Origin of the sequence: Limnohabitans sp. (assembly GCF_038134685.1) — a bacterium.
Lineage (GTDB): Bacteria > Pseudomonadota > Gammaproteobacteria > Burkholderiales > Burkholderiaceae_C > Limnohabitans_A.
Genome location: NZ_JAYPVP010000020.1, coordinates 13,394 through 34,568 on the forward strand (window position 1 = coordinate 13,394; position 21,175 = coordinate 34,568).

29 protein-coding genes and 1 pseudogene are annotated in these 21,175 nt (G+C 60.2%); 27 read left to right on the plus strand and 3 right to left on the minus strand.

Features of this window, described 5'->3' with window-relative positions; translation table 11 throughout:
• Genes purE through AAFM15_RS09175 form a run of 3 tightly spaced genes read left to right on the plus strand, consistent with a single transcriptional unit; the run spans position 1 to position 2,656 of the window.
• A complete protein-coding gene (gene purE / locus AAFM15_RS09165) occupies positions 1 to 501 on the plus strand; it encodes a 5-(carboxyamino)imidazole ribonucleotide mutase (protein WP_341686414.1) in 501 nt (166 codons plus the stop codon).
• The gene (locus tag AAFM15_RS09170; RefSeq protein ID WP_341686415.1) at positions 498 to 1,667 is read left to right on the plus strand and encodes a 5-(carboxyamino)imidazole ribonucleotide synthase; all 1,170 of its coding nucleotides are present in this window, start codon (positions 498 to 500) and stop codon (positions 1,665 to 1,667) included. Before purE ends, AAFM15_RS09170 begins: the two co-directional genes overlap by 4 nt.
• Before the next feature lie 2 nt (positions 1,668 to 1,669).
• Complete coding sequence (locus tag AAFM15_RS09175; RefSeq protein WP_341686452.1) at positions 1,670 to 2,656, plus strand: L-threonylcarbamoyladenylate synthase; 987 nt, start codon at positions 1,670 to 1,672, stop codon at positions 2,654 to 2,656.
• A gap of 3 nt (positions 2,657 to 2,659) precedes the next feature.
• Here AAFM15_RS09175 and dacB read toward each other — a convergent pair whose 3' ends face one another.
• Positions 2,660 to 4,135 carry a D-alanyl-D-alanine carboxypeptidase/D-alanyl-D-alanine-endopeptidase gene (gene dacB, locus AAFM15_RS09180; RefSeq protein ID WP_341686416.1) on the minus strand — a complete coding sequence of 492 codons (1,476 nt, stop codon included), beginning with the start codon at positions 4,133 to 4,135 and terminating at the stop codon, positions 2,660 to 2,662.
• A 67-nt stretch (positions 4,136 to 4,202) separates the two neighbouring features.
• Between dacB and AAFM15_RS09185 the strand changes: the two genes are divergently transcribed.
• Genes AAFM15_RS09185 through AAFM15_RS09200 form a run of 4 tightly spaced genes read left to right on the plus strand, consistent with a single transcriptional unit; the run spans position 4,203 to position 7,193 of the window.
• The gene (locus AAFM15_RS09185) at positions 4,203 to 5,162 is read left to right on the plus strand and encodes a DMT family transporter (RefSeq protein ID WP_341686417.1); all 960 of its coding nucleotides are present in this window, start codon (positions 4,203 to 4,205) and stop codon (positions 5,160 to 5,162) included.
• Positions 5,159 to 5,893 carry a tRNA (adenosine(37)-N6)-threonylcarbamoyltransferase complex dimerization subunit type 1 TsaB gene (tsaB, locus tag AAFM15_RS09190; protein WP_341686418.1) on the plus strand — a complete coding sequence of 245 codons (735 nt, stop codon included), beginning with the start codon at positions 5,159 to 5,161 and terminating at the stop codon, positions 5,891 to 5,893. The genes AAFM15_RS09185 and tsaB overlap by 4 nt, the downstream gene beginning before the upstream one ends.
• A complete protein-coding gene (gene rimI / locus AAFM15_RS09195) occupies positions 5,890 to 6,342 on the plus strand; it encodes a ribosomal protein S18-alanine N-acetyltransferase (RefSeq protein WP_341686419.1) in 453 nt (150 codons plus the stop codon). Before tsaB ends, rimI begins: the two co-directional genes overlap by 4 nt.
• Before the next feature lie 2 nt (positions 6,343 to 6,344).
• Positions 6,345 to 7,193, plus strand: coding sequence for a uracil-DNA glycosylase (locus tag AAFM15_RS09200; protein ID WP_341686420.1), 849 nt, complete (start codon positions 6,345 to 6,347; stop codon positions 7,191 to 7,193).
• Positions 7,194 to 7,199: 6 nt separating this feature from the next.
• Here the strand turns inward: AAFM15_RS09200 and queA are convergent, their stop codons facing one another.
• Positions 7,200 to 8,264, minus strand: coding sequence for a tRNA preQ1(34) S-adenosylmethionine ribosyltransferase-isomerase QueA (gene queA, locus AAFM15_RS09205; RefSeq protein WP_341686421.1), 1,065 nt, complete (start codon positions 8,262 to 8,264; stop codon positions 7,200 to 7,202).
• Between the two features lie 105 nt (positions 8,265 to 8,369).
• On the opposite strand from queA, the gene recG reads away from it, so the two are divergent.
• From recG to ubiA, 3 genes are read left to right on the plus strand one after another with little or no spacing between them, the layout of a single operon-like run.
• Complete coding sequence (recG, locus tag AAFM15_RS09210) at positions 8,370 to 10,451, plus strand: ATP-dependent DNA helicase RecG (RefSeq protein WP_341686422.1); 2,082 nt, start codon at positions 8,370 to 8,372, stop codon at positions 10,449 to 10,451.
• Position 10,452: 1 nt separating this feature from the next.
• A complete protein-coding gene (locus AAFM15_RS09215; RefSeq protein WP_341686423.1) occupies positions 10,453 to 11,418 on the plus strand; it encodes a LysR substrate-binding domain-containing protein in 966 nt (321 codons plus the stop codon).
• Positions 11,419 to 11,426: 8 nt separating this feature from the next.
• Positions 11,427 to 12,281 carry a 4-hydroxybenzoate octaprenyltransferase gene (gene ubiA / locus AAFM15_RS09220; protein WP_341686424.1) on the plus strand — a complete coding sequence of 285 codons (855 nt, stop codon included), beginning with the start codon at positions 11,427 to 11,429 and terminating at the stop codon, positions 12,279 to 12,281.
• Here the strand turns inward: ubiA and proC are convergent, their stop codons facing one another.
• On the minus strand, positions 12,282 to 13,112 hold the full coding sequence (gene proC, locus AAFM15_RS09225) for a pyrroline-5-carboxylate reductase (protein WP_341686425.1): 831 nt from the start codon (positions 13,110 to 13,112) through the stop codon (positions 12,282 to 12,284).
• Between the two features lie 295 nt (positions 13,113 to 13,407).
• Here proC and rplN point away from each other — a divergent pair, with 295 nt between their 5' ends.
• From rplN to AAFM15_RS09310, 17 genes and pseudogenes are all read left to right on the plus strand, one after another.
• The gene (gene rplN, locus AAFM15_RS09230) at positions 13,408 to 13,776 is read left to right on the plus strand and encodes a 50S ribosomal protein L14 (protein WP_341686426.1); all 369 of its coding nucleotides are present in this window, start codon (positions 13,408 to 13,410) and stop codon (positions 13,774 to 13,776) included.
• An 11-nt stretch (positions 13,777 to 13,787) separates the two neighbouring features.
• Complete coding sequence (gene rplX / locus AAFM15_RS09235; protein ID WP_341686427.1) at positions 13,788 to 14,108, plus strand: 50S ribosomal protein L24; 321 nt, start codon at positions 13,788 to 13,790, stop codon at positions 14,106 to 14,108.
• Between the two features lie 2 nt (positions 14,109 to 14,110).
• A complete protein-coding gene (gene rplE / locus AAFM15_RS09240; protein ID WP_341686428.1) occupies positions 14,111 to 14,650 on the plus strand; it encodes a 50S ribosomal protein L5 in 540 nt (179 codons plus the stop codon).
• An 8-nt stretch (positions 14,651 to 14,658) separates the two neighbouring features.
• On the plus strand, positions 14,659 to 14,964 hold the full coding sequence (rpsN, locus tag AAFM15_RS09245) for a 30S ribosomal protein S14 (protein ID WP_341686429.1): 306 nt from the start codon (positions 14,659 to 14,661) through the stop codon (positions 14,962 to 14,964).
• A 19-nt stretch (positions 14,965 to 14,983) separates the two neighbouring features.
• Positions 14,984 to 15,379: a 30S ribosomal protein S8 gene (gene rpsH, locus AAFM15_RS09250; protein WP_341686430.1), complete on the plus strand. Its 396-nt coding sequence runs from the start codon at positions 14,984 to 14,986 to the stop codon at positions 15,377 to 15,379.
• 16 nt (positions 15,380 to 15,395) lie between these two features.
• On the plus strand, positions 15,396 to 15,929 hold the full coding sequence (gene rplF / locus AAFM15_RS09255; protein ID WP_341686431.1) for a 50S ribosomal protein L6: 534 nt from the start codon (positions 15,396 to 15,398) through the stop codon (positions 15,927 to 15,929).
• 11 nt (positions 15,930 to 15,940) lie between these two features.
• Complete coding sequence (gene rplR / locus AAFM15_RS09260; protein WP_341686432.1) at positions 15,941 to 16,306, plus strand: 50S ribosomal protein L18; 366 nt, start codon at positions 15,941 to 15,943, stop codon at positions 16,304 to 16,306.
• 17 nt (positions 16,307 to 16,323) lie between these two features.
• Positions 16,324 to 16,842 carry a 30S ribosomal protein S5 gene (gene rpsE, locus AAFM15_RS09265; protein ID WP_341686433.1) on the plus strand — a complete coding sequence of 173 codons (519 nt, stop codon included), beginning with the start codon at positions 16,324 to 16,326 and terminating at the stop codon, positions 16,840 to 16,842.
• Positions 16,843 to 16,856: 14 nt separating this feature from the next.
• Positions 16,857 to 17,039, plus strand: a complete 183-nt coding sequence (gene rpmD / locus AAFM15_RS09270; RefSeq protein ID WP_341686434.1) for a 50S ribosomal protein L30 — start codon at positions 16,857 to 16,859, stop codon at positions 17,037 to 17,039.
• Between the two features lie 10 nt (positions 17,040 to 17,049).
• A complete protein-coding gene (gene rplO / locus AAFM15_RS09275) occupies positions 17,050 to 17,481 on the plus strand; it encodes a 50S ribosomal protein L15 (protein ID WP_341686435.1) in 432 nt (143 codons plus the stop codon).
• A 24-nt stretch (positions 17,482 to 17,505) separates the two neighbouring features.
• Positions 17,506 to 18,837 carry a preprotein translocase subunit SecY gene (gene secY / locus AAFM15_RS09280; protein WP_341686436.1) on the plus strand — a complete coding sequence of 444 codons (1,332 nt, stop codon included), beginning with the start codon at positions 17,506 to 17,508 and terminating at the stop codon, positions 18,835 to 18,837.
• An 8-nt stretch (positions 18,838 to 18,845) separates the two neighbouring features.
• Positions 18,846 to 19,064, plus strand: coding sequence for a translation initiation factor IF-1 (gene infA / locus AAFM15_RS09285; RefSeq protein ID WP_091812823.1), 219 nt, complete (start codon positions 18,846 to 18,848; stop codon positions 19,062 to 19,064).
• 36 nt (positions 19,065 to 19,100) lie between these two features.
• Positions 19,101 to 19,214: a 50S ribosomal protein L36 gene (gene rpmJ / locus AAFM15_RS09290; protein WP_011481465.1), complete on the plus strand. Its 114-nt coding sequence runs from the start codon at positions 19,101 to 19,103 to the stop codon at positions 19,212 to 19,214.
• A 23-nt stretch (positions 19,215 to 19,237) separates the two neighbouring features.
• Positions 19,238 to 19,603 carry a 30S ribosomal protein S13 gene (gene rpsM, locus AAFM15_RS09295; RefSeq protein ID WP_341686437.1) on the plus strand — a complete coding sequence of 122 codons (366 nt, stop codon included), beginning with the start codon at positions 19,238 to 19,240 and terminating at the stop codon, positions 19,601 to 19,603.
• A 16-nt stretch (positions 19,604 to 19,619) separates the two neighbouring features.
• Entirely contained in the window at positions 19,620 to 20,021 is a 402-nt protein-coding gene (rpsK, locus tag AAFM15_RS09300) for a 30S ribosomal protein S11 (RefSeq protein ID WP_341686438.1), read from the plus strand.
• A gap of 90 nt (positions 20,022 to 20,111) precedes the next feature.
• On the plus strand, positions 20,112 to 20,735 hold the full coding sequence (rpsD, locus tag AAFM15_RS09305; protein ID WP_341686439.1) for a 30S ribosomal protein S4: 624 nt from the start codon (positions 20,112 to 20,114) through the stop codon (positions 20,733 to 20,735).
• A 98-nt stretch (positions 20,736 to 20,833) separates the two neighbouring features.
• Positions 20,834 to 21,175 (plus strand): annotated as a pseudogene (locus tag AAFM15_RS09310) (DNA-directed RNA polymerase subunit alpha); the annotation flags it as partial.

Genomic DNA, 21,175 nt, shown 5'->3' on the forward strand with positions numbered 1-21,175 from the left:
ATGACTCAAGCGCTCATCGGCGTGGTCATGGGCTCCAGTTCCGACTGGGAGACCATGCAACACGCAGTCCAGATTCTCCAACAGTTTGGCATCCCTCACGAGGCACGCGTGGTTTCTGCGCACCGCATGCCTGACGATATGTTCGCCTACGCCGAGGCCGCCGCGGGTCGTGGCCTGCAGGCCATCATTGCAGGCGCGGGGGGCGCGGCCCACCTGCCGGGCATGATCGCCGCCAAAACCGTGGTGCCGGTGCTGGGTGTGCCGGTGCAGACCAAGGCCCTGTCGGGTGTGGACTCGCTGCACAGCATCGTGCAGATGCCCAAGGGCGTGCCGGTGGCCACCTTTGCCATTGGTCAGGCGGGTGCGGCCAATGCGGCCTTGTTTGCCGTGGCCCTGCTGGCCAACCATGACGCTGTCTTGCGCGCCAAGCTCGAAGCCTTCCGCGCCGAGCAAACCACTGCCGCACGGGCCATGACCTTGCCACCTGTGGAGTCGAAATGAGTGCTGTCCTTCCTGGCAGCATCGTCAACGGCCAGCCCGCCACGCTGGGGGTGATGGGCGGTGGCCAGCTGGGGCGCATGTTTGTGCATGCCGCGCAGGCCATGGGCTACTACACGGCGGTGCTCGACCCCGATCCGGCCAGTCCTGCGGGCCTGGTGAGCCACCACCACATCCAGACCGACTATCTGGACGAGCAGGGCCTGGCCCAGTTGATGCAGCGTTGCACCGCCATCACCACCGAATTTGAAAACGTCCCTGCACCGGCCTTGCTGACGTTGGGCGCGCACCGCTTTGTCGCACCTGCAGCCGACGCTGTGGCGATTGCGCAGGACCGCGCCGCAGAGAAGGCGCATTTTGTGAAGTGCGGCGTGCCGGTGGCCCCGCATGCGGTGATCGAAACCGAGGTGCAGCTGGCGGCTGTGGCCGACGATTTGTTGCCGGGCATTTTGAAAACAGCACGCTTGGGCTACGACGGCAAAGGCCAGGTGCGTGTGAAGACACGCGCCGAGCTGGTGGCCGCCTGGACCGAGTTTAAACAAGTGCCTTGTGTGCTTGAAAAAATGCTGCCCCTCAAGGACGAGTGCTCGGTCATTGTGGCGCGTGGGCGCGATGGGCAATGCGTGCATTTCCCGGTGCAGCGCAATCTGCATCGCGAAGGTATTCTGGCTGTGACCGAGGTGTACGAAGGGGCTGTGCCTGCAGCCTTGGCGCAGCAGGCCGTGGCCGCTGCTGTCGCGATTGCCAACGGTCTGCAATATGTGGGCGTGCTGTGCGTGGAGTTTTTTGTACTCGAAGGCGGGCAGCTGGTGGTCAACGAAATGGCGCCGCGTCCGCACAACAGCGGACACTACACCTTGAACGCCTGTGACCAGTCGCAGTTTGAGTTGCAAGTGCGCACCCTGACGGGGCTGCCACTCACGCAACCGCGGCAGCATTCGGCGGCCATCATGCTCAATGTGCTCGGCGATCTTTGGGGCCTGGAAGGCCAGTCCCCTGACTGGGACCGCGTGTTGGCTTTGCCCGGCACGCATCTGCACCTGTATGGCAAGCTGTCTGCCCGAAAGGGCCGCAAGATGGGGCACCTCAACATCACCGCAGCCACGCCTGAAGCGGCGCGTGCTGTGGCCTTGCAGGCCTGCGCTGTGCTGGCCATTGAACCGTTTTGACCATGATCCTCAACGGGCAGGATGCGGCATCGATCGCGCAGGCAGTGCAAACCCTGGTCGCTGGCGGCTTGCTGGGCTTGCCCACCGAAACGGTGTATGGCCTGGCCGCAGATGCAACCAACGAGCAAGCCATCGCAGGCATTTTTGCAGCCAAGGGGCGGCCAGCAGACCATCCCTTGATCGTGCATGTGGCCGGGGCTGAGCAGGTGCCAGTGTTTGCTTCTGAGGTGCCTGCGTTTGCCCAGCGTTTGATGGACGCTTTCTGGCCGGGGCCGTTGACCTTGATCTTGCCGCGCCGTGAGGGTGTGGCGACAGCCTCGGCCGGCGGGCAAAACTCCATCGGTTTGCGTTGTCCTTCACATCCGGTGGCGCAAGCTTTGCTGCGGGCCTGTTCGGCATCGGGCCTGGCGGGGCTGTCCGCACCCAGTGCCAACAAATTCGGGCGTGTGAGCCCGACCACGGCTGCGCATGTGCAGTCCGAGTTTGGGGATGCTTTGTTGATCCTCGATGGTGGCGCGTGCGAGGTGGGCATTGAATCGACCATCGTGGATTGCACGCGCGGGGTGCCGGTGCTGCTGCGTCCTGGGCGTATCACTCGCGATCAGATCGAGGCCGCTTGTGGGGTGTCCTTGCAAGATCCGCAGACCCTGACGCAGGCTGCGCCTAAAGCCTCGGGCACGCTGGAGTCGCATTACGCGCCTCGTGCCAAGGTGCGGGTGATGCCGGGCGATGAGTTGCATCAACGCCTGCAGACCTTGGGTGTGCACGCCAATAATCTGGGAGTGTGGTCGCGAGCCGCTCCTGCAGATCTGAGCGCCGGGGTGCTGTGGCGCGCTCAAGCACCGCAGGCTGCGCAGGCTGCACATGATTTGTTCGCGGTGTTGCGCGCACTGGACGCGCGAGGCGTCATGCAAATCTGGGTCGAACAACCGCCCGAAACCCCCGAGTGGGAAGGCGTGGCCGATCGCCTGCGTCGCGCAGCAGCCTGATCATCAGCGTTTGGCGTGAGGCCGTGTCGGTGCATCTTGTCCCACCCATTCCAGCAGGGCACTCAGCGCAGGGCGGGCGCGTTTGGCTTCATCGTGGTTGATGATCGCGACAATGCTGTAGCGCCGGCCGCTTTGACTTTGCACATATCCGGCCACGGCAGTGACATCGCGCAAGCTGCCCGTTTTGAGCCAAGCTTTGCCTTGCAGTCGGGAGTCGGGGTGGCGCTCCATCCAGTGTTTGACCGTGCCATCCACACCAACGATCGACAGGGAGTTCTGGAAAGGCTGTGCAAGCGGGCCCTGTGCAGCCAGTTGCAACAAGGCGCTGAGGCTGCGCACTTCAATGCGTTCGCGTCGTGAAAGCCCCGAGCCATTGTCCAATGTGGGTACCGCGTGCGCGGGCAGACGGGTACGCCACCACTGCACCACGCGTTGGCGCGACTGTTCAAACGAACCGGCGACACCCGGTTGAACGGACAAGGTCAGGAACAGTTGCTGCGCCATCACATTGTTGGAGAACTTGTTGATATCGGCCACCAGTTCGGACAGGGGCAAGGACGGGCTGTGCAACAGCAGGTTTGCAGCAGCCGGGCGCAGCCCGTCGCGCACCTCGCCGTTGAGTTGGCCGCCTGCAGCCAGCCACATGCCCCGGACCACGCGGCGAGCGTACTGTGTGGGGTCGCTGTAGGCCACGGGCCATTCCTGAGCACTGCAGGCGGCGGGGTAACGGCCCGCAAACCGGATGTGCGAGGGGTTTGAAAAGTCTGCGCGCAGCTGGCTGCGCCAGTCCTGGCAGGCATTTGCGCTGAGCGGTACCTCGGTCGGTAGCGAGACGCCATCCATGCGCGGCTCGGTTTCAATCCGGGCCACGCCGTTTTCCGGGTCAGGCGTGAACTTGAAGATCAGCGCCTTGAAATTGACCAGCAGGCCATCGGGTTCAACGTTGTAGGGGCGCAGAGGCTCGTCATCAAAGGCCTCGGTGCGGGGCGTGATGTTCATCACGCTGCGGTCGAGCACGATGTCGCCATCGATGCGTTTGATGCCTTGCGCTTGTATGGCGGTCAAAGTGGCCTCGATGCGTTCGCGCACCCACTTGGGATCGCCGGAGCCTTCAATGATCAGGTCGCCGTGCAAGGTGCCTGCACGCAATTCGCCAGTGGTCCAGATGCGCGTGTCCCAGGTGAATTGGGGGCCCAGCAGGTCCAGGCCAGCATAAGTGGTGACCAGCTTCATGACCGAGGCGGGGTTCATGGGGGCATGGATTTGGCGCGAGAGGACGGGTGTGGGCAAACCTTGGGGGACCAAGGGCATGACTTCTGCCGCAAAAGCAGAGTGGGGAATGCCTGCTTGCCGCAGGGCCTGGCTGACGCTTGGCGGCAAGGACGTGCCAGCAGACGTCCTGTTAGCGGCCAAAGCCGGAGCCAGCTGCAGGGCCAGGCTGATGCTGAGCAAAAAGGCAAGAAAAGAACGCAAGCGCATGAAGAAAAGTCGAGGCATGGACACGGACAGGACAAGCGGTGCACGGGCGAGCCCGTATCATCGGCGCATGTCATTTTCCCCTCGTTTGCTGGGTTTGGGTGCTGCCGCAGTCACGGTGGCCATCTGGACCTCGTTCATTGTGATTGCCCGAGCCTCGGCGGCGCATACCCTGCTGCCGCTGGATCTGGCGCTGCTGCGCATTTGCGGGGCCAGTGTGGTGCTGTTGCCTTGGGCCTGGTGGATGACGCATCGCAAAGGCCACATTGCCACAGGCAGCCTGGGGGGACTCTCGCCTTTGCCTTTGAACATGACGATGCAGGCGGGCGCTTTAGGCGGTTTGCTGTACGCCATGCTGGCTTACGCCGGTTTCTTTTTTGCGCCTGCGGTGCATGCCTCGGTGTTGATGCCGGGCAGCTTGCCTTTGTGGACCAGTTTGCTGGCCTGGGCGGTGCTCGGTGAGCGCATTCCCGGAGGCCGCTGGCTGGGCTTGGCCTGCATTGTGGGTGGCGACTTGCTGGTGGGCGGTGCCAGTTTGCTCAAGGCCTTTGAGGGTGGCAACGTCTGGAAGGGCGATGTACTGTTCATGAGTGCCGCGTGTTGCTGGGGTGCGTACAGCGTGACGGTTCGCCGGCTGGCGTTGGACCCGGTACGGGCCACCATGGCCATCACCGCTTTTGCGTTTGTGGTCTATGTGCCTTGTTATTTGCTGGCGGTGGTGACCGGGTTGGTGCCCTCGCACCTGTCGCAGGCGCCAGTCAGCGAGTGGCTGTTCCAGGCCATGTTCCAGGGTTGGGGATCGGTGGTGATTTCGGGCATCACGTTTACGCAAATGGTGCGGTACTACGGCCCCGTGCGTTCGACCATGATCACCGCGCTGGTGCCCGGTCTGTCGGCTTTGGGGGCGGTGATGTTTCTGGGTGAACCCATGCACTGGCAAGTCTTGTTGGGCTTGGCCTTGGTGACGGCGGGTATTTTGTTTGGCGTGCGTCAGGCGCGTGCGCCTGCACTGCAAAAGGTGACAGCATGACCTTGGCCAAGAACAAGAACTGGTTGGTCATGGACACCAGCACCGAAGTGGTGTCGCTGGCGGTGGCCCGTGGCGCGCAGTTGTACACCCAGACCTTGCTGGGGGCCGCGCAGTCGTCGGCCTTGCTGATTCCGGGGTGCATGCAATTGCTCGACCAAGCAGGCCTGCAATTGCGGGAGCTCGATGGTTTTGTCTTTGGCCGCGGCCCAGGCTCGTTTACCGGGTTGCGCACGGCTTGTGCGGTCACGCAAGGTTTTGCCTTTGCGGTGGACAAGCCAGTGTTGCCGGTGGACACCTTGCTGGCAGTGGCGGAGCAAACTCGTCTGGATCTGCAAGGCACAGATGGCACGACACCCTTGACGGTGCTGGCCCTGCTGGATGCACGCATGAACGAAATTTACATGGCGCTGTACCGCTGGACGCCTGAAGCGGGCTGGCACAAGCTGTTGCCCTTGCAGGTGGCCCCCCAGCTGCCTGATGACCTGCCTTCAGACACGGTGGTGGCTGGCAACGCAGTGCAGGTGTATCCGGAGCGCATGCCTGCCGGTCTGCGCACCCATATGGCCTTGCCCACGGCGCAAGCCATGCTGAGCCTGGCGCCAGCTCTGTGGGCTGCTGGTCAGGCTGTGCCTGCCGAGCAGGCCATGCCTTTGTACATTCGCGACAAAGTGGCGCAAACCACGGCAGAGCGTGAAGCAGCCAAGGCGGCGCAAAGTGGAGCCGCTGCATGAGCGAGCCTGGCGTGCGCCCTTTGACGGCTCAGGACTTGCCACAGGTGCTGGCCATCGAACAAACGGCGTACAGCCACCCGTGGAGTCAGGGCCATTTTGTGGATGCGCTGGCCAGTGGTTACCACTGTGTAGCTTGGTTTGAGCACGAAGATTTGCGCGCTTATCTGGTGGCCATGCCGGGCGTGCAGGAAACGCATTTGCTCAACGTGACGGTGGCGCCGGAGCATCAGGGCAAGGGTCTGGCCAAACGTTTGCTGCAGGACTGGCTGGACTGGTCGCGTACGCAAGGTGCACAGCAGCTTTGGCTGGAGGTGCGCGAGAGCAATGCGCGGGCTTTGCTGATTTACGAGCGTGCGGGTTTTGTGCGCATACACGTTCGCAAGGATTACTATCCGCTGGACCGCACGCGCCGTGAGCATGCTGTGGTCATGAGCCTGAAACTGGATTGAACATGAACGACCCCACCCACTTTGAACTGGATGCACGAGCGCGCGCCATGCTCGAGGAAATGGGTGTGCGTGTGTGGTGGCCCATGCCGCAGGCGCAAGCTTCCGTCCCCGAGTCGGAAGCGGCCTCGCCTGCCGTGCAAGACGCACCGGCTGTCCAAGCTGTGCAAGCGCCCACCACACCTGTACGGGCGGCAGCAGTACGCACCCAACCGCCAGCGCCGGCACCTGCGGCGAAGCCAGTGGCAATGGCCCCCAGGCCGTTGCCCGAGGTGCAGGGCTTGGACTGGCCTGCGCTGGAGCAGGCCGTGCAGCAGTGCCAGGCCTGTGGTCTGTGCCAAAGCCGCAAAAACACGGTGTTTGGCGTCGGCGATGTGCAGGCGCAGTGGATGGTGATTGGCGAAGCACCGGGCGAAAACGAAGACCTGCAAGGCCAACCTTTTGTCGGGCAGGCGGGCAAGCTGCTGGACAACATGCTGCGCGCCATCGGTCTGGACCGGCAAGCCACAGGGCAAGCGGGTGTGTACATTGCCAACACCCTCAAGTGCCGTCCGCCCGGCAACCGCAACCCGGAACCTCAGGAGCTGTCCACCTGCGCGCCCTACCTCGTGCGGCAGGTGCAGCTGGTCAAGCCCCGGATCATTTTGGCCATGGGCCGCTTTGCAGTGCAGTCCCTGTTGCAGACCTCCGAACCGATTGGCAAGTTGCGAGGTCGGGTGCACCAGTACCAAGGCGTACCGGTGGTGGTGACATACCACCCGGCTTATTTGCTGCGCAACCCGGCTGACAAGGCCAAGGCCTGGGCCGACCTGTGCCTGGCCTTGCAGACGCAACAAGGCGCCAGCACGGCTTGAAAGGGTTCAGGGCGTGCCGGCGGGGGCGCGGCTGAGCAGCATGGCGTCGCCGTAGCTGAAGAAACGGTAGCCTTGCGCAATCGCGTGCTGGTAGAGCTGGCGAATGTGGGTGTAACCCGCAAAGGCACTGACCAGCATCATGAGGGTGCTTTTGGGCAGGTGAAAGTTGGTGACCAGGCGGTCCACCACCTGAAACGCAAACCCCGGTGTGATGAAGATTTGTGTGTCGCCTGTAGATTCGCCGCTACGCGCCCACGACTCCAGTGACCGTACCGTGGTCGTGCCCACGGCCACCACGCGTCCACCCCGCTCGCGGCAGCGCGCAATGGCCTGTTGGGTGGCCTCGGGCACTTCGTACCATTCGCGGTGCATCACGTGTTCGGTCAGCTGTTCAGTTTTGACAGGCTGGAAGGTGCCTGCGCCTACATGCAAGGTCACGTGCGCATGCTCCACACCACGGGCATCCAGTGCTTGCAGCAAGGTATCGTCAAAGTGCAAGGCTGCGGTCGGCGCCGCCACGGCGCCGGGCGCACGGGCAAACACGGTCTGGTAACGGCGCTCGTCTTCGGCAGTGTCGGTGTGGGTGATGTAGGGCGGCAGCGGCACGTGGCCGCAGCGCTCCATCAGCGCATACGGGTCCTGGTCCAGCTTGAAGTGGAACAAGGCGCCTTGTTCGTCGGGCCAGCGGCCCAGCAGCACCGCATCGCAATCGGCCTGGCCGACCGCCAGACGGATATGCGCGCCCGGCAAGGGCTTTTTGCTGACCTTCATGTGCGCCACGATTTCGTGGCCGGGCAGCACCCGCTCAATCAGGAGCTCCAGCTTGCCGCCTGAAGCCTTTTCACCAAACACACGGGCCTTGATGACCTTGGTGTCGTTAAAGACCAGCAAGTCGCCAGGGTTCAGCAAGCCAGGCAGGTCACGAAAAATACGGTCCACCGGTGCTGCGGCGCTGCCGTCGAGCAGGCGCGAGGCGCTGCGTTCGTTGGCGGGGTGTTGGGCGATCAGGGACTCGGGCAGGTCGAAGTCGAAATCCGAGAGGGTGTAGGCGGGCAGGGAGGCTGTGTTCATGATTCAGGGCCGGACAGACCCGTGCGAATGAAAGAATTGAAAGAGTGCAGAGGGCGATTCTGCCGCAAGCGCGCTGAAGTGGGCGCGCCCATGCACAATGTCGGCATGTCCGAAAAGGCCACAGCTTCCCCAAAACCGTCAGGCTCGCAGGCGCTGAGTGCGCCTCAAAAAGCCCTGCGGAAATTGGGCTTGGTGCGCGACGAAGACCTGGCGCTGCATTTGCCCTTGCGCTATGAGGACGAAACCCGCATCGTGCCCCTGGCGTCGGCGCGTGATGGACAAACCGTGCAGATCGAAGCCACGGTGACCTCCTGTGAGGTCAGCTACCGACCGCGCAGGCAGTTGCTGGTCACGGTCCGCGATGGCGACGAGGTGTGCATGCTCCGGTTTTTCAGTTTTTACCCGTCCCAGCAAAAAGCGCTGGCAGTTGGCTCGCGTGTGCGTGTGCGTGGCGAAGTGCGTTCGGGAATGATGGGCTGGACGATGATGCACCCGTCTTTCAAAGCGGCAGGGGGGCAATTGCCGCAGGCCATGACGCCGGTGTACCCGACCAGCGCAGGTTTGCCGCAAGCGTATTTGCGCAAGGCGGTGGCGCAAGCCTTGAGCCGTTTGCATTGGGTAGACACCTTGCCCGCCGCATTGGGTTGGCCAACGCGCGAGCCGCTGTGGGGGCTGGGGCAGGCCTTGCAGTTTTTGCACCATCCTTCGCCGGATGTGTCGCTGGCGCAACTGGAAGACCGCACGCACCCGGCCTGGACGCGGCTCAAGTGCGAAGAGTTGTTGGCGCAACAGCTGTCGCAGCAAATGGCCCGGCGCGAGCGTGACCAGTTGCGTGCACCTGCATTGGCAGCTGGCTCAGGGGTCCTGCATGCACAACTGCTGCAGGCGCTGCCGTTTGGATTGACGGGGGCGCAAGCGCGGGTGGGCCTGGAGATTGATGCCGATTTGCAGCGTACCGTGCCCATGCACCGCTTGCTTCAAGGCGATGTGGGTGCGGGCAAAACCGTGGTGGCGGCCCTGGCGGCCATGCGCGCTATTGATGCGGGCTGGCAATGCGCCTTGATGGCGCCCACCGAAATTCTGGCCGCGCAACACTTCAGCAAGTTGGTGGCCTGGTTGGAGCCTCTGGGCGTGCAAGTGGCCTGGCTCACCGGCAGCCAGAAAAAGAAAGAGCGCACGCTCATGCTCGACCGCATTGCCAGTGGTCAGGCGCAGCTGGTGGTGGGCACCCATGCGGTGATTCAGGAGCAGGTGCAGTTCGCGCGGCTGGCGCTGGCCGTGATTGACGAGCAGCATCGTTTTGGTGTGGCCCAGCGGCTGGCCTTGCGCAGCAAGATGCAGGCCGCAGGCATGGAGCCGCACATGCTGATGATGAGTGCCACGCCCATTCCGCGCACGCTGGCCATGAGCTATTACGCCGATCTGGATGTGTCCATCATCGACGAGTTGCCACCTGGGCGCACACCGGTGGTGACGCGGGTGATATCCGACACGCGGCGCGACGATGTGATCGAACGCATTGCCGCGCAATTGACGCAGGGCAGGCAGGTGTACTGGGTTTGCCCCTTGATCGAAGAGAGTGAGGCGCTGGACCTGACCAACGCTACTGCGACACATGCCGAACTGAGCGAGGCTTTGCCCGGCGTGATGGTGGGGTTGCTGCATTCGCGCATGCCCACGGCCGAAAAAAAGGCGGTGATGGATCTATTTACCAGCGGACAGATGGGGGTTTTGGTCAGCACCACGGTGATTGAGGTGGGCGTGGATGTGCCCAATGCCTCGCTGATGGTCATCGAGCACGCCGAACGTTTTGGTTTGAGCCAGTTGCACCAGTTGCGTGGCCGCGTGGGGCGCGGTGCAGCCGCCTCGGCCTGCGTGCTGCTGTACGGCACGCCTGAGGGGGGACGCTTGAGCGAAACCGCGCGCGAACGTTTGCGCGCCATGGTGGAGACCAACGACGGGTTCGAGATTGCCCGGCGCGATCTGGAAATTCGTGGCCCAGGTGAATTTTTGGGGGCGCGTCAGTCGGGTGCGCCTTTGTTGCGCTTTGCCGATTTGCAGACCGATGTGCATTTGCTGGAGTGGGCGCGCAGCGCGGCCGAGCACATGTTGGATGAATTTCCGGATCTGGCCCAAATGCATGTGGAGCGCTGGATGGGGGCAAAATCGGAATATCTGAAGGCGTGACATGACCCTGACCGAACTCAAATACATTGTGGCGGTAGCCCGCGAAAAGCACTTTGGCAAAGCGGCCGAAGCGTGTTTTGTGTCGCAACCCACGCTGTCGCTGGCCATCAAGAAGCTGGAAGACGAGCTGGAGGTTAAATTGTTTGAACGCAGCTCGGGTGAAGTGAGCGTGACCGCGCTGGGCGAAGAAATCGTGCGTCAGGCGCAAACCGTGCTGGAGAGCGCAGCGCAAATCAAGGAAATTGCCAAGCGTGGTAAGGACCCGCTGGCCGGAGCCCTCAAGCTGGGCGTGATCTACACGATTGGTCCCTACCTGCTGCCCGAGCTGGTGCGCCAGATCATCACCCACACGCCACAAATGCCGCTGATGCTGCAGGAGAACTTCACCGTGCGTTTGCTTGAAATGCTGCGCACAGGCGAGATCGATTGCGCCATTTTGGCCGAGCCCTTTCCTGACACCGGGTTGGCTGTGGCCCCCTTGTACGACGAGCCTTTTTTGGCTGCAGTGCCAGCCACGCACCCTCTGGCCAAGCAAGCCGAAGTGACCTCCGAGCAGCTACGTGACGAGACGATGCTGCTTTTGGGCAACGGGCACTGCTTCAGGGACCATGTGCTGGAGGTGTGCCCGGAGTTTGCGCGTTTTTCCAGCCAGGCCGAAGGCATTCGCAAAAGCTTTGAAGGCTCATCGCTGGAGACCATCAAGCACATGGTGGCTGCCGGCATGGGCGTGACGCTGGTGCCGCGCTTGTCGGTGCCGCAAGCGGCCTTGTGCGCAACAGACGGTAAGCCCCGTGCTGACGAGGCGCACGTGCGCTATCTGCCGGTCAAAGACGAGCATGGCGGCCCTCCGCCCACGCGCCGTGTGGTGCTGGTCTGGCGCCGCAGTTTCACGCGTTACGAAGCGATTGCGGCTTTGCGCAACGCCATCTATGCCTGCGATTTGCCAGGCGTGACCCGACTGTCCTGAACCTGAGCATGATCGAACGACTGCATGTGTACCTTGACCTGATCCGCTGGAACCGGCCTGCGGGCTGGCTTCTGCTGCTCTGGCCATCGCTGACGGCGCTGTGGGTGGCTGCAGGTGGTTTTCCGGGCTGGTTGCTGTTGATGGTGTTTGTGCTGGGCACGATTTTGATGCGCAGTGCAGGCTGCTGCATCAATGATGTAGCCGATCGTGACTTTGACCGCCACGTCAAACGCACCGCCAATCGGCCTGTGACCAGCGGACGCATTGGCACCCGCGAGGCCTTGTTGGTGGGGGCTGTGCTGGCCTTGTGCGCGTTTGGCCTGGTGCTCTTGACCAATGCGGTGACCGTGGCGTGGTCGCTTGCTGCTTTGGCGGTGAGTGTGATCTATCCCTACGCCAAGCGACATGTATCGATGCCGCAGGCGGTTCTGGGTGTGGCCTTCAGCTTCGGTATTCCCATGGCTTTTGCCGCTGTGCGTGCCGATGTGCCCTGGCAAGCCTGGGCCTTGCTCCTGGGTAATCTGTTTTGGGTGCTGGCCTATGACACCGAGTACGCCATGGTGGATCGTGACGATGATTTGCGCATCGGCATGAAAACCTCAGCCATCACCCTGGGGCAATGGGATGTGCCAGCCATCATGCTGTTTTACCTGGTGTTCCTGGGCTCGTGGTGGTGGCTGCTGACCGACGTGCCGCGCAGTCCCTGGCTGCTTCTGGCCTGGGCGCTGGCTTTGGCGCAGGTGGCCTGGCATTACACCCTGATCCGTGGGCGCACCCGCGAAGGCTGCTTCAAGGCCTTTCGCCTCAACCACTGGCTGGGCGCCACGGTGTTTGCGGGCGTGGTGCTGGCCTACGGTTTTTGATCAGGCCTTGCCGAACTCGTCACCCAGCTCGCGGGCACGTTGCTCGGCTGCTTGCATGGCCGCCACAAAGGCGGGCTTGATGCCTGCGTTCTCCATGGATGTGATGGCTGCATAAGTGGTGCCACCTTTGGATGTGACGCGCTGGCGCAGCACTTCGGGGCTTTCGCTGGATGCGGCGGCCAGCGATGATGCGCCTGCAAATGTGGCCACGGCCAATTGATACGCCTGCTGCTGTGTCAAGCCCATGCCCATGCCAGCTTCAGTCATGGCTTCCAGGAAGAAAAACACATAAGCCGGGCCCGAGCCGGACAGGGCGGTGACGGCGTCCAGGTGTTGTTCGTGTTCCACCCAAAGGTATTGGCCGGTGGTGGCAATGACTTGTTCGACCAGACTTTTTTGGTCGGCGCTCACGCCTGCGCAGGCAAACAAGGCGGTCATGCCCTGGCCAACCAGCGCCGGTGTATTGGGCATGGAGCGGACCAGTTGCGTCGTGCCCAGCCAGTTGCAGATGCTGTCAGTGCGGATGCCTGCAGCGACAGACAAGTGCAGGGCCTGGCGGGTCAGCGAGGCCGCCGCGGCGGCTGCTTCTTTGAAAATCTGGGGTTTCACGGCCCAAACCACCAGCTGTGCCTGCGACAGGCTGTTGTCGGCCTGGGCCAGAACATGGACGCCCATTTCTGTGCGTAGCTTGTTCGCGGTATCGGTAAAGGGTTCGACAACCGTGATGTGTGAGGCGGGTGTGCCCTGACGGATCAGGCCACCCATGATGGCGCTGGCCATGTTGCCGCCGCCAATGAAGGCGATACGGGTGCTGGAAGGTGTGTTGGACATATGGATTTCACTTTGATCGGGGCGGCGCAAAACGCCATGGGCGCATTGTGAGCGAGAAGATGTTGCCAAATTGAATTTTTAAGTATTCAAATGCTGTGCCTGTAAAAAATCTTGAAAAAGTTGTTGACGCAAACGGGTGGATTTGTGATAATTAAAGGCTTCGCCCCTTTTGGGGTGATGTTTTTCTGCCCAATCTGAAGCGCTGCAAATGGTTTGTGGTGTGGATGGCGGGTCCAAGACTGATTCTTGTAGCTGGTCATTGATTGGTGCAGGAATACAAGTTGGGAAATTTGAAATGATCCAGACAGAATCTCGGTTAGAGGTTGCCGACAATACTGGCGCCAAGTCCGTGCTGTGCATCAAGGTGCTCGGCGGGTCCAAGCGTCGCTATGCAAGCGTTGGCGACATCATCAAGGTGAGCATCAAGGAAGCTGCTCCGCGTGGCCGCGTCAAAAAAGGCGAGGTGTACAGCGCGGTGGTGGTTCGTACGGCTAAAGGTATTCGCCGTAACGATGGTTCCCTCGTTAAATTCGACGGCAACGCAGCAGTGTTGCTCAATGCCAAACTCGAGCCTATTGGCACCCGTATCTTCGGCCCGGTCACGCGTGAACTGCGTACCGAGAAGTTCATGAAGATCGTGTCCCTGGCTCCTGAAGTGCTCTAAGAGGACGCGCCATGAACAAGATTATCAAAGGCGACGAAGTCATCGTGATCACCGGTCGCGACAAAGGCAAGCGCGGCAAGGTGTCGTTGCGTGCTGACGATTCGCATGTCGTGGTTGATGGTATCAACCTCGTCAAGAAGCATGCCAAGCCGAACCCGATGAAGGGTACCGAAGGCGGCATCATTCAAAAGGCCATGCCGATTCACCAGTCCAACGTGGCCATTTTCAATGCCGCTACGGGCAAGGCTGATCGCGTGGGCATCAAGCAGTTGGCTGATGGCAAGCGCGTTCGCGTTTACAAGTCCAGCGGCGAAGAAATCAAGGTGGCATGACCATGGCACGTTTCCAACAAATCTACCGTGACAAGGTGGCTCCTGAGCTGACAACCAAGTTTGGTTACAAGTCGCCCATGGAAGTGCCTCGCATTACCAAAATCACCCTGAACATGGGTGTGAGCGAAGCTGTCGCTGACAAGAAGGTCATGGACAACGCCGTGGCTGACCTGACCAAGATTGCAGGTCAGAAGCCTGTGGTCACCAAGGCCAAGAAAGCCATCGCCGGTTTCAAGATCCGCGAAGGCCAGGCCATCGGTTGCATGGTGACCCTTCGTGGCGTCCAAATGTACGAATTCCTCGACCGATTCATCACTGTGGCGCTGCCCCGTGTGCGTGACTTCCGTGGTATCTCTGGCCGTGCTTTTGACGGTCGTGGCAACTACAACATCGGCGTGAAAGAGCAGATCATTTTCCCCGAGATCGAGTATGACAAGGTTGACGCTCTGCGCGGCCTGAACATCAGCATCACCACGACGGCCAAGACCGACGACGAGTGCAAAGCACTGCTCGCCGCTTTCCGTTTCCCCTTCAAGAACTGAGGTGTCACGTGGCTAAAGTAGCTTTGATTCAACGCGAGCTCAAGCGCGAAAAACTGGTCGCCAAATTTGCTCAAAAGCATGCTGACCTGAAGGCTGTCGCCAACGACGCCAAGCGCAGCGACGAAGAGCGTGCAGCTGCCCGTCTGGCACTGCAAAAGCTTCCTCGCAATGCGAACCCCACCCGCCAGCGCAACCGTTGTGAAATCACCGGTCGTCCGCGTGGCACGTTCCGTCAATTCGGTCTGGGCCGCGCCAAGATCCGTGAGCTTGCCTTCGAAGGCAATATCCCGGGCGTGACCAAGGCCAGCTGGTAATCGGCAGGAGAGATACAACATGAGCATGAGTGATCCCATTGCCGATCTGTTGACCCGTATCCGCAACGCACAGATGGTCGCCAAGACCACCGTGTCGGTGCCTTCTTCCAAAGTGAAGGTGGCCATCGCCCAGGTGCTGAAGGATGAGGGCTACATCGATGGCTTCCAAGTCAAGTCCGAAGAGGGCAAGTCCCAACTCGAAATCGCCCTGAAGTACTACGCTGGCCGTCCGGTCATTGAGCGCATCGAGCGTGTGAGCCGTCCTGGCCTGCGCGTGTACAAAGGCCGCGACGCCATTCCTCAGGTCATGAACGGCTTGGGCGTGGCCATCGTCACCACCCCGAAAGGCGTGATGACTGATCGCAAAGCGCGCGCAGTCGGTGTCGGCGGCGAAGTGCTGTGCTACGTCGCTTAATGGCAGGAGAGACGAAATGTCCCGAGTAGGAAAAATGCCTGTGACCATCCCCGCTGGTGTGGATGTGTCCATCAATGCAGAACAAATCAGTGTCAAGGGCGCTGGCGGCCAGCTGGCTGTCGCTGTCAATGCGCTGGTGGCTGTTAAAAACGAAGGCGGCAAGCTGTCGTTTGCTCCCGTCAACGATTCCCGTGAAGCCAACGCCATGAGTGGCACCCTGCGTCAGCTGGTGAACAACATGGTCGTTGGTGTGAGCAAGGGTTTCGAGAAAAAGCTGAGCCTGATCGGTGTGGGTTACAAAGCCCAGGCCACCGGTGCCAAGCTGAACCTCGCTGTCGGTTATTCGCACCCCGTGAACATCGATATGCCTGCTGGCATCACTGTGGCCACGCCCGCTCCGACCGAGATCGTGATCAAAGGCGCTGATCGTCAGCGCGTAGGTCAGATTGCCGCTGAGATTCGTGCTGTTCGTCCCCCTGAGCCTTACAAAGGCAAGGGCATTCGCTATGCGGACGAGAAGATCACGATCAAAGAGACCAAGAAGAAATAAGGAGCTGCAGCATGTTGACCAAAAAAGAGCAACGTCTGCGTCGTGCCCGTCAGACTCGTATCCGTATCGCACAGCAAGGCGTTGCACGCCTGGCTGTGAACCGCACCAACCTGCATATCTACGCCAGCGTGATCTCTGGTTGCGGCACCAAGGTGCTGGCCAGTGCATCCACTGCCGAAGCCGACGTGCGCAAAGAGCTCGGTGGCTCTGGCAAAGGCGGCAACACTGCTGCTGCCCAGATCATCGGCAAGCGCATTGCTGAAAAGGCGAAGGCCGCAGGCGTGGAAAAAGTCGCTTTTGACCGTGCTGGCTTCGCCTACCACGGCCGCGTCAAGGCTTTGGCCGACGCCGCCCGTGAAGCTGGCCTGCAGTTCTAATCGGATCGGAATATCAAATGGCTAAGTTTCAAGCAAAACCCCAGAATGACGGTCCTGAGGACGGCATGCGGGAAAAAATGATCGCGGTCAACCGCGTCACCAAGGTGGTCAAGGGTGGCCGTATCCTCGGTTTCGCAGCGCTGACCGTGGTGGGTGATGGCGACGGCCGCGTCGGCATGGGCAAAGGCAAATCGAAAGAAGTGCCTGTGGCCGTGCAAAAAGCGATGGAAGAAGCCCGTCGCAACATGACCAAAGTGTCCCTGAAGAATGGCACTATCAACCACACGGTGATGGGTCAGCACGGCGCTGCTCGCGTCATGATGATGCCTGCTCCCAAAGGTACCGGCATTATTGCTGGCGGCCCGATGCGCGCTGTCTTCGAAGTGATGGGCATCACCGACATCGTGGCCAAGAGCCACGGTTCGACCAACCCTTACAACATGGTTCGCGCAACATTTGATGCGCTCAACAACTGCACCACTCCGTCGGAAATCGCTGCCAAGCGTGGCCTGTCGGTGGAACAGCTGTTCGCCTGACCCGGAGAGAGATCATGGCAAACCAACCTACCGTGAAAATCAAGCTGGTTCGCAGCCCCATCGGCTGCAAGCAAGACCACCGCGCCACCGTGCGTGGCCTGGGTCTGCGCAAGCTCAACAGCGAGAGCGTCCTGGAGGATACCCCTGCAGTGCGCGGCATGATCAACAAGATCAGCTACCTGGTCAAAGTACTCTGAGAGGCTACTGATGGAACTCAATAGCATCAAACCCGCAGATGGCGCCAAGCACGCCGCGCGTCGTGTTGGCCGTGGCATTGGCTCCGGTCTGGGCAAGACCGCTGGTCGTGGCCACAAAGGTCAAAAATCCCGTTCGGGTGGCTATCACAAAGTGGGCTTCGAAGGCGGTCAAATGCCTTTGCAGCGTCGCCTGCCCAAGCGTGGCTTCAAGTCGCATCTGCTCAAGTTCAACGCCGAAATCACCCTGGGCCAACTGGCCAAGCTGGGTCTGGGCGAAGTCGATCTGCTGGCACTCAAGCAAGCCGGTCTCGTGCCTGAGCTGGCCAAAGTGGTCAAGGTCATCAAGTCTGGTGAGCTGACTGCTGCAGTCAAGCTGACCGGCATTGGTGCAACTGCAGGTGCCAAAGCAGCCATCGAAGCTGCTGGTGGCTCCCTGGCCTGATGACGCAACAGAAAGAGCAAGAACGTGGTCACCAGCGCTAATACAGTCGCCAAGACAGACAAGTACGGAGACCTGCGTCGCCGTCTGGTCTTCTTGCTGCTCGCGCTGGTGGTTTACCGCGTAGGTGCTCACATTCCTGTACCAGGCATCGATCCGGACGAGCTTCGCAAGCTCTTCAGTGGTCAGCAGGGTGGTATTTTGAGCCTGTTCAACATGTTCTCGGGTGGTGCACTTTCGCGCTTTACCGTGTTCGCGTTGGGCATCATGCCTTATATCTCTGCATCGATCGTGATGCAATTGCTGACCTACGTGTTGCCCGCTTTTGAGCAACTCAAGAAAGAAGGCGAAGCCGGCCGTCGCAAGATCACGCAGTACACCCGTTTTGGCGCCTTGGGCTTGGCGATTTTCCAGTCGCTGGGTATTGCTGTTGCGCTGGAGGCTTCTGCTGGTCTGGTGATCAATCCCGGCTTTGGCTTTCGCATGACGGCTGTGGTCAGTTTGACGGCGGGCACCATGTTCCTGATGTGGCTGGGTGAACAAATCACCGAGCGCGGTTTGGGCAACGGTATCTCGATCCTGATCTTTGCCGGTATTGCAGCAGGTTTGCCGCAGGCCATGGGTGGATTGTTCGAACTGGTCAATACTGGTGCGATGGGCCCCCTGGTGGCATTGCTGGTGGTCGCGATTGTGGCGCTGGTGACCTATTTTGTGGTCTTTGTCGAGCGCGGTCAGCGCAAGATTCTGGTCAACTATGCACGCCGTCAGGTGGGCAACAAGGTCTACGGTGGCCAGTCTTCGCATTTGCCGCTCAAGCTCAACATGGCAGGTGTGATTCCGCCGATCTTTGCATCGTCGATCATCTTGCTGCCAGCAACCATCATCGGCTGGTTCAGCTCTGGCGACACGGAAAATCCCGTGATGCGCTTCTTCAAGGATGTGGCTTCTGCTCTCACGCCCGGTCAGCCGGTTTACGTGATGTTCTACGCTGCAGCCATTGTGTTCTTCTGCTTTTTCTATACCGCGCTGGTGTTCAACAGCCGCGAAACGGCAGACAACCTGAAGAAAAGCGGTGCTTTCATTCCTGGCATTCGCCCGGGTGACCAGACCGCACGCTACATCGACAAGATCTTGTTGCGTCTGACTTTGGTGGGTGCGGCTTACATCACGTTTGTATGCTTGTTGCCCGAGTTCCTGATCCTGAAGTACAACGTGCCGTTCTATTTTGGCGGCACCTCCTTGCTGATCATTGTGGTGGTCACGATGGACTTCATGGCGCAGGTGCAAAACCATCTGATGTCCCAACAATATGAATCGCTTCTCAAGAAAGCGAATTTCAAAACTACACTAGGCGGTTGAGTTCGACGATGGCGAAGGACGATGTGATCCAGATGCAAGGTGAAGTTGTGGAGAACCTCCCCAACGCCACCTTCCGTGTGAAACTGGAAAACGGCCATGTGGTGTTGGGCCATATCTCCGGCAAGATGCGTATGCACTACATTCGCATCCTGCCTGGCGACAAGGTCACTGTGGAATTGACGCCTTACGATTTGAGTAAGGCACGAATTGTGTTCCGGGCCAAATAAGCCTGGTCCAGAAGCAAAGAGTTTTAGGAGAAAACCATGAGAGTTTCGGCTTCGGTCAAGAAAATTTGCCGCAACTGCAAGATCATTCGCCGTAAAGGCGTTGTTCGCGTGATCTGCACGGATCCGCGTCACAAGCAGCGTCAAGGCTGATCAACGAGTTATAGAGGACGAAAATGGCACGTATCGCTGGCATCAACATTCCGCCGCACAAGCATGCTGAGATTGGCTTGACCGCCATCTTTGGTATTGGTCGCACCCGCGCACGCAAAATTTGCGAAGCTTGTGACATCGCTTATTCCAAAAAGATCAAGGATCTGACCGATGCTGATCTGGAAAAAATCCGCGACCAGATCGCAACGCTCACCATTGAAGGTGACCTGCGTCGCGAAACCACGATGAACATCAAGCGTTTGATGGACATCGGTTGCTATCGTGGATTCCGTCATCGCCGTGGTCTGCCGATGCGTGGCCAGCGTACGCGCACCAATGCCCGTACCCGCAAAGGTCCGCGCAAGGGCGCAGCCGGTCTGAAGAAATAAGAAGGAATAGAGAACTATGGCTAAATCACCTTCCAACGCCGCGCAGCGTGTGCGCAAGAAAGTCCGCAAGAACATTGCTGACGGTATTGCACACGTTCACGCTTCGTTCAACAACACGATCATCACCATCACCGACCGCCAAGGCAATGCTTTGTCCTGGGCTTCTTCCGGTGGTCAGGGTTTCAAGGGTTCGCGCAAGTCGACTCCCTTTGCCGCTCAGGTGGCTTCCGAAGTCGCTGGTCGTGCTGCCATGGAACAAGGCATCAAGAATCTGGACGTCGAGATCAAGGGCCCCGGTCCTGGCCGTGAGTCGTCTGTGCGCGCTTTGGGCGCCTTGGGCATCCGTATCACGTCTATCTCTGACGTGACACCGGTTCCGCACAACGGCTGCCGCCCCCAAAAGCGTCGTCGTATCTAAGTTTTCAACAAGCCCACCGCCAGGCCCTGCTTGCAAGGCCTGGCTCCCGCATTTTCAAGGGTGCGGAAGTCGTCATAAAGGAAAATCAAAGTGGCACGTTACATCGGCCCCAAGGCCAAACTCTCTCGCCGTGAAGGCACCGATCTGTTCCTCAAGAGCGCTCGCCGCTCCATTGCGGACAAAGCCAAATTCGACACCAAGCCTGGCCAACATGGCCGCACCTCTGGCCAGCGTACTTCTGACTTCGGTCTGCAACTGCGCGAAAAGCAGAAGGTCAAGCGCATGTACGGCGTGCTGGAAAAGCAATTCCGCCGCTACTTTGCAGAAGCTGATCGTCGCCGTGGCAACACCGGCGCCAATCTGCTGAGTCTGCTCGAGTGCCGTCTGGACAACGTGGTTTACCGCATGGGCTTTGGCTCCACACGCGCTGAAGCGCGTCAGCTGGTGTCCCACAAAGCCATCACCGTGAACGGTCAATCCGTGAACATCCCCTCTTACCTGGTCAAGGCCGGCGATGTGGTGGCTGTGCGCGAAAAGTCCAAGAAGCAAAACCGCGTGGTCGAAGCCCTGCAACTGGCTGCTCAAGTAGGCATGCCTGCCTGGGTGGAAGTCAATGCCGACAAGGCTGAAGGCATCTTCAAGAAAGTGCCTGACCGCGACGAATTCGGTGCCGACATCAACGAATCGCTGATCGTCGAACTGTATTCCCGTTAATTTCGTCGTTTCAATCGTTCCCGGTCTGCATGTTGCAGTCCGGGTGCTTCATCAGCCTTACCGGTGTAACGAGCCGGGGGTATTGAGAGGAAGTCTGAATGCAAACCAATCTGCTGAAACCCAAAGCCATCCAGGTCGAACAACTGGCCGCCAACCGCGCCAAAGTGACCCTCGAACCTTTCGAGCGTGGCTATGGCCATACTCTGGGCAACGCCCTGCGCCGCGTGCTGCTGTCCTCCATGGTCGGCTATTCGGCAACCGAAGTCACCATCGCTGGTGTGGTGCACGAGTACTCGTCCATTGATGGCGTTCAGGAAGATGTGGTCAACATCCTGTTGAACCTCAAGGGCGTGGTCTTCAAGCTGCACAACCGCGACGACGTCACCTTGAGCCTGCGCAAAGATGGCGAAGGCCCGGTCACCGCCGCCGACATTCAAACG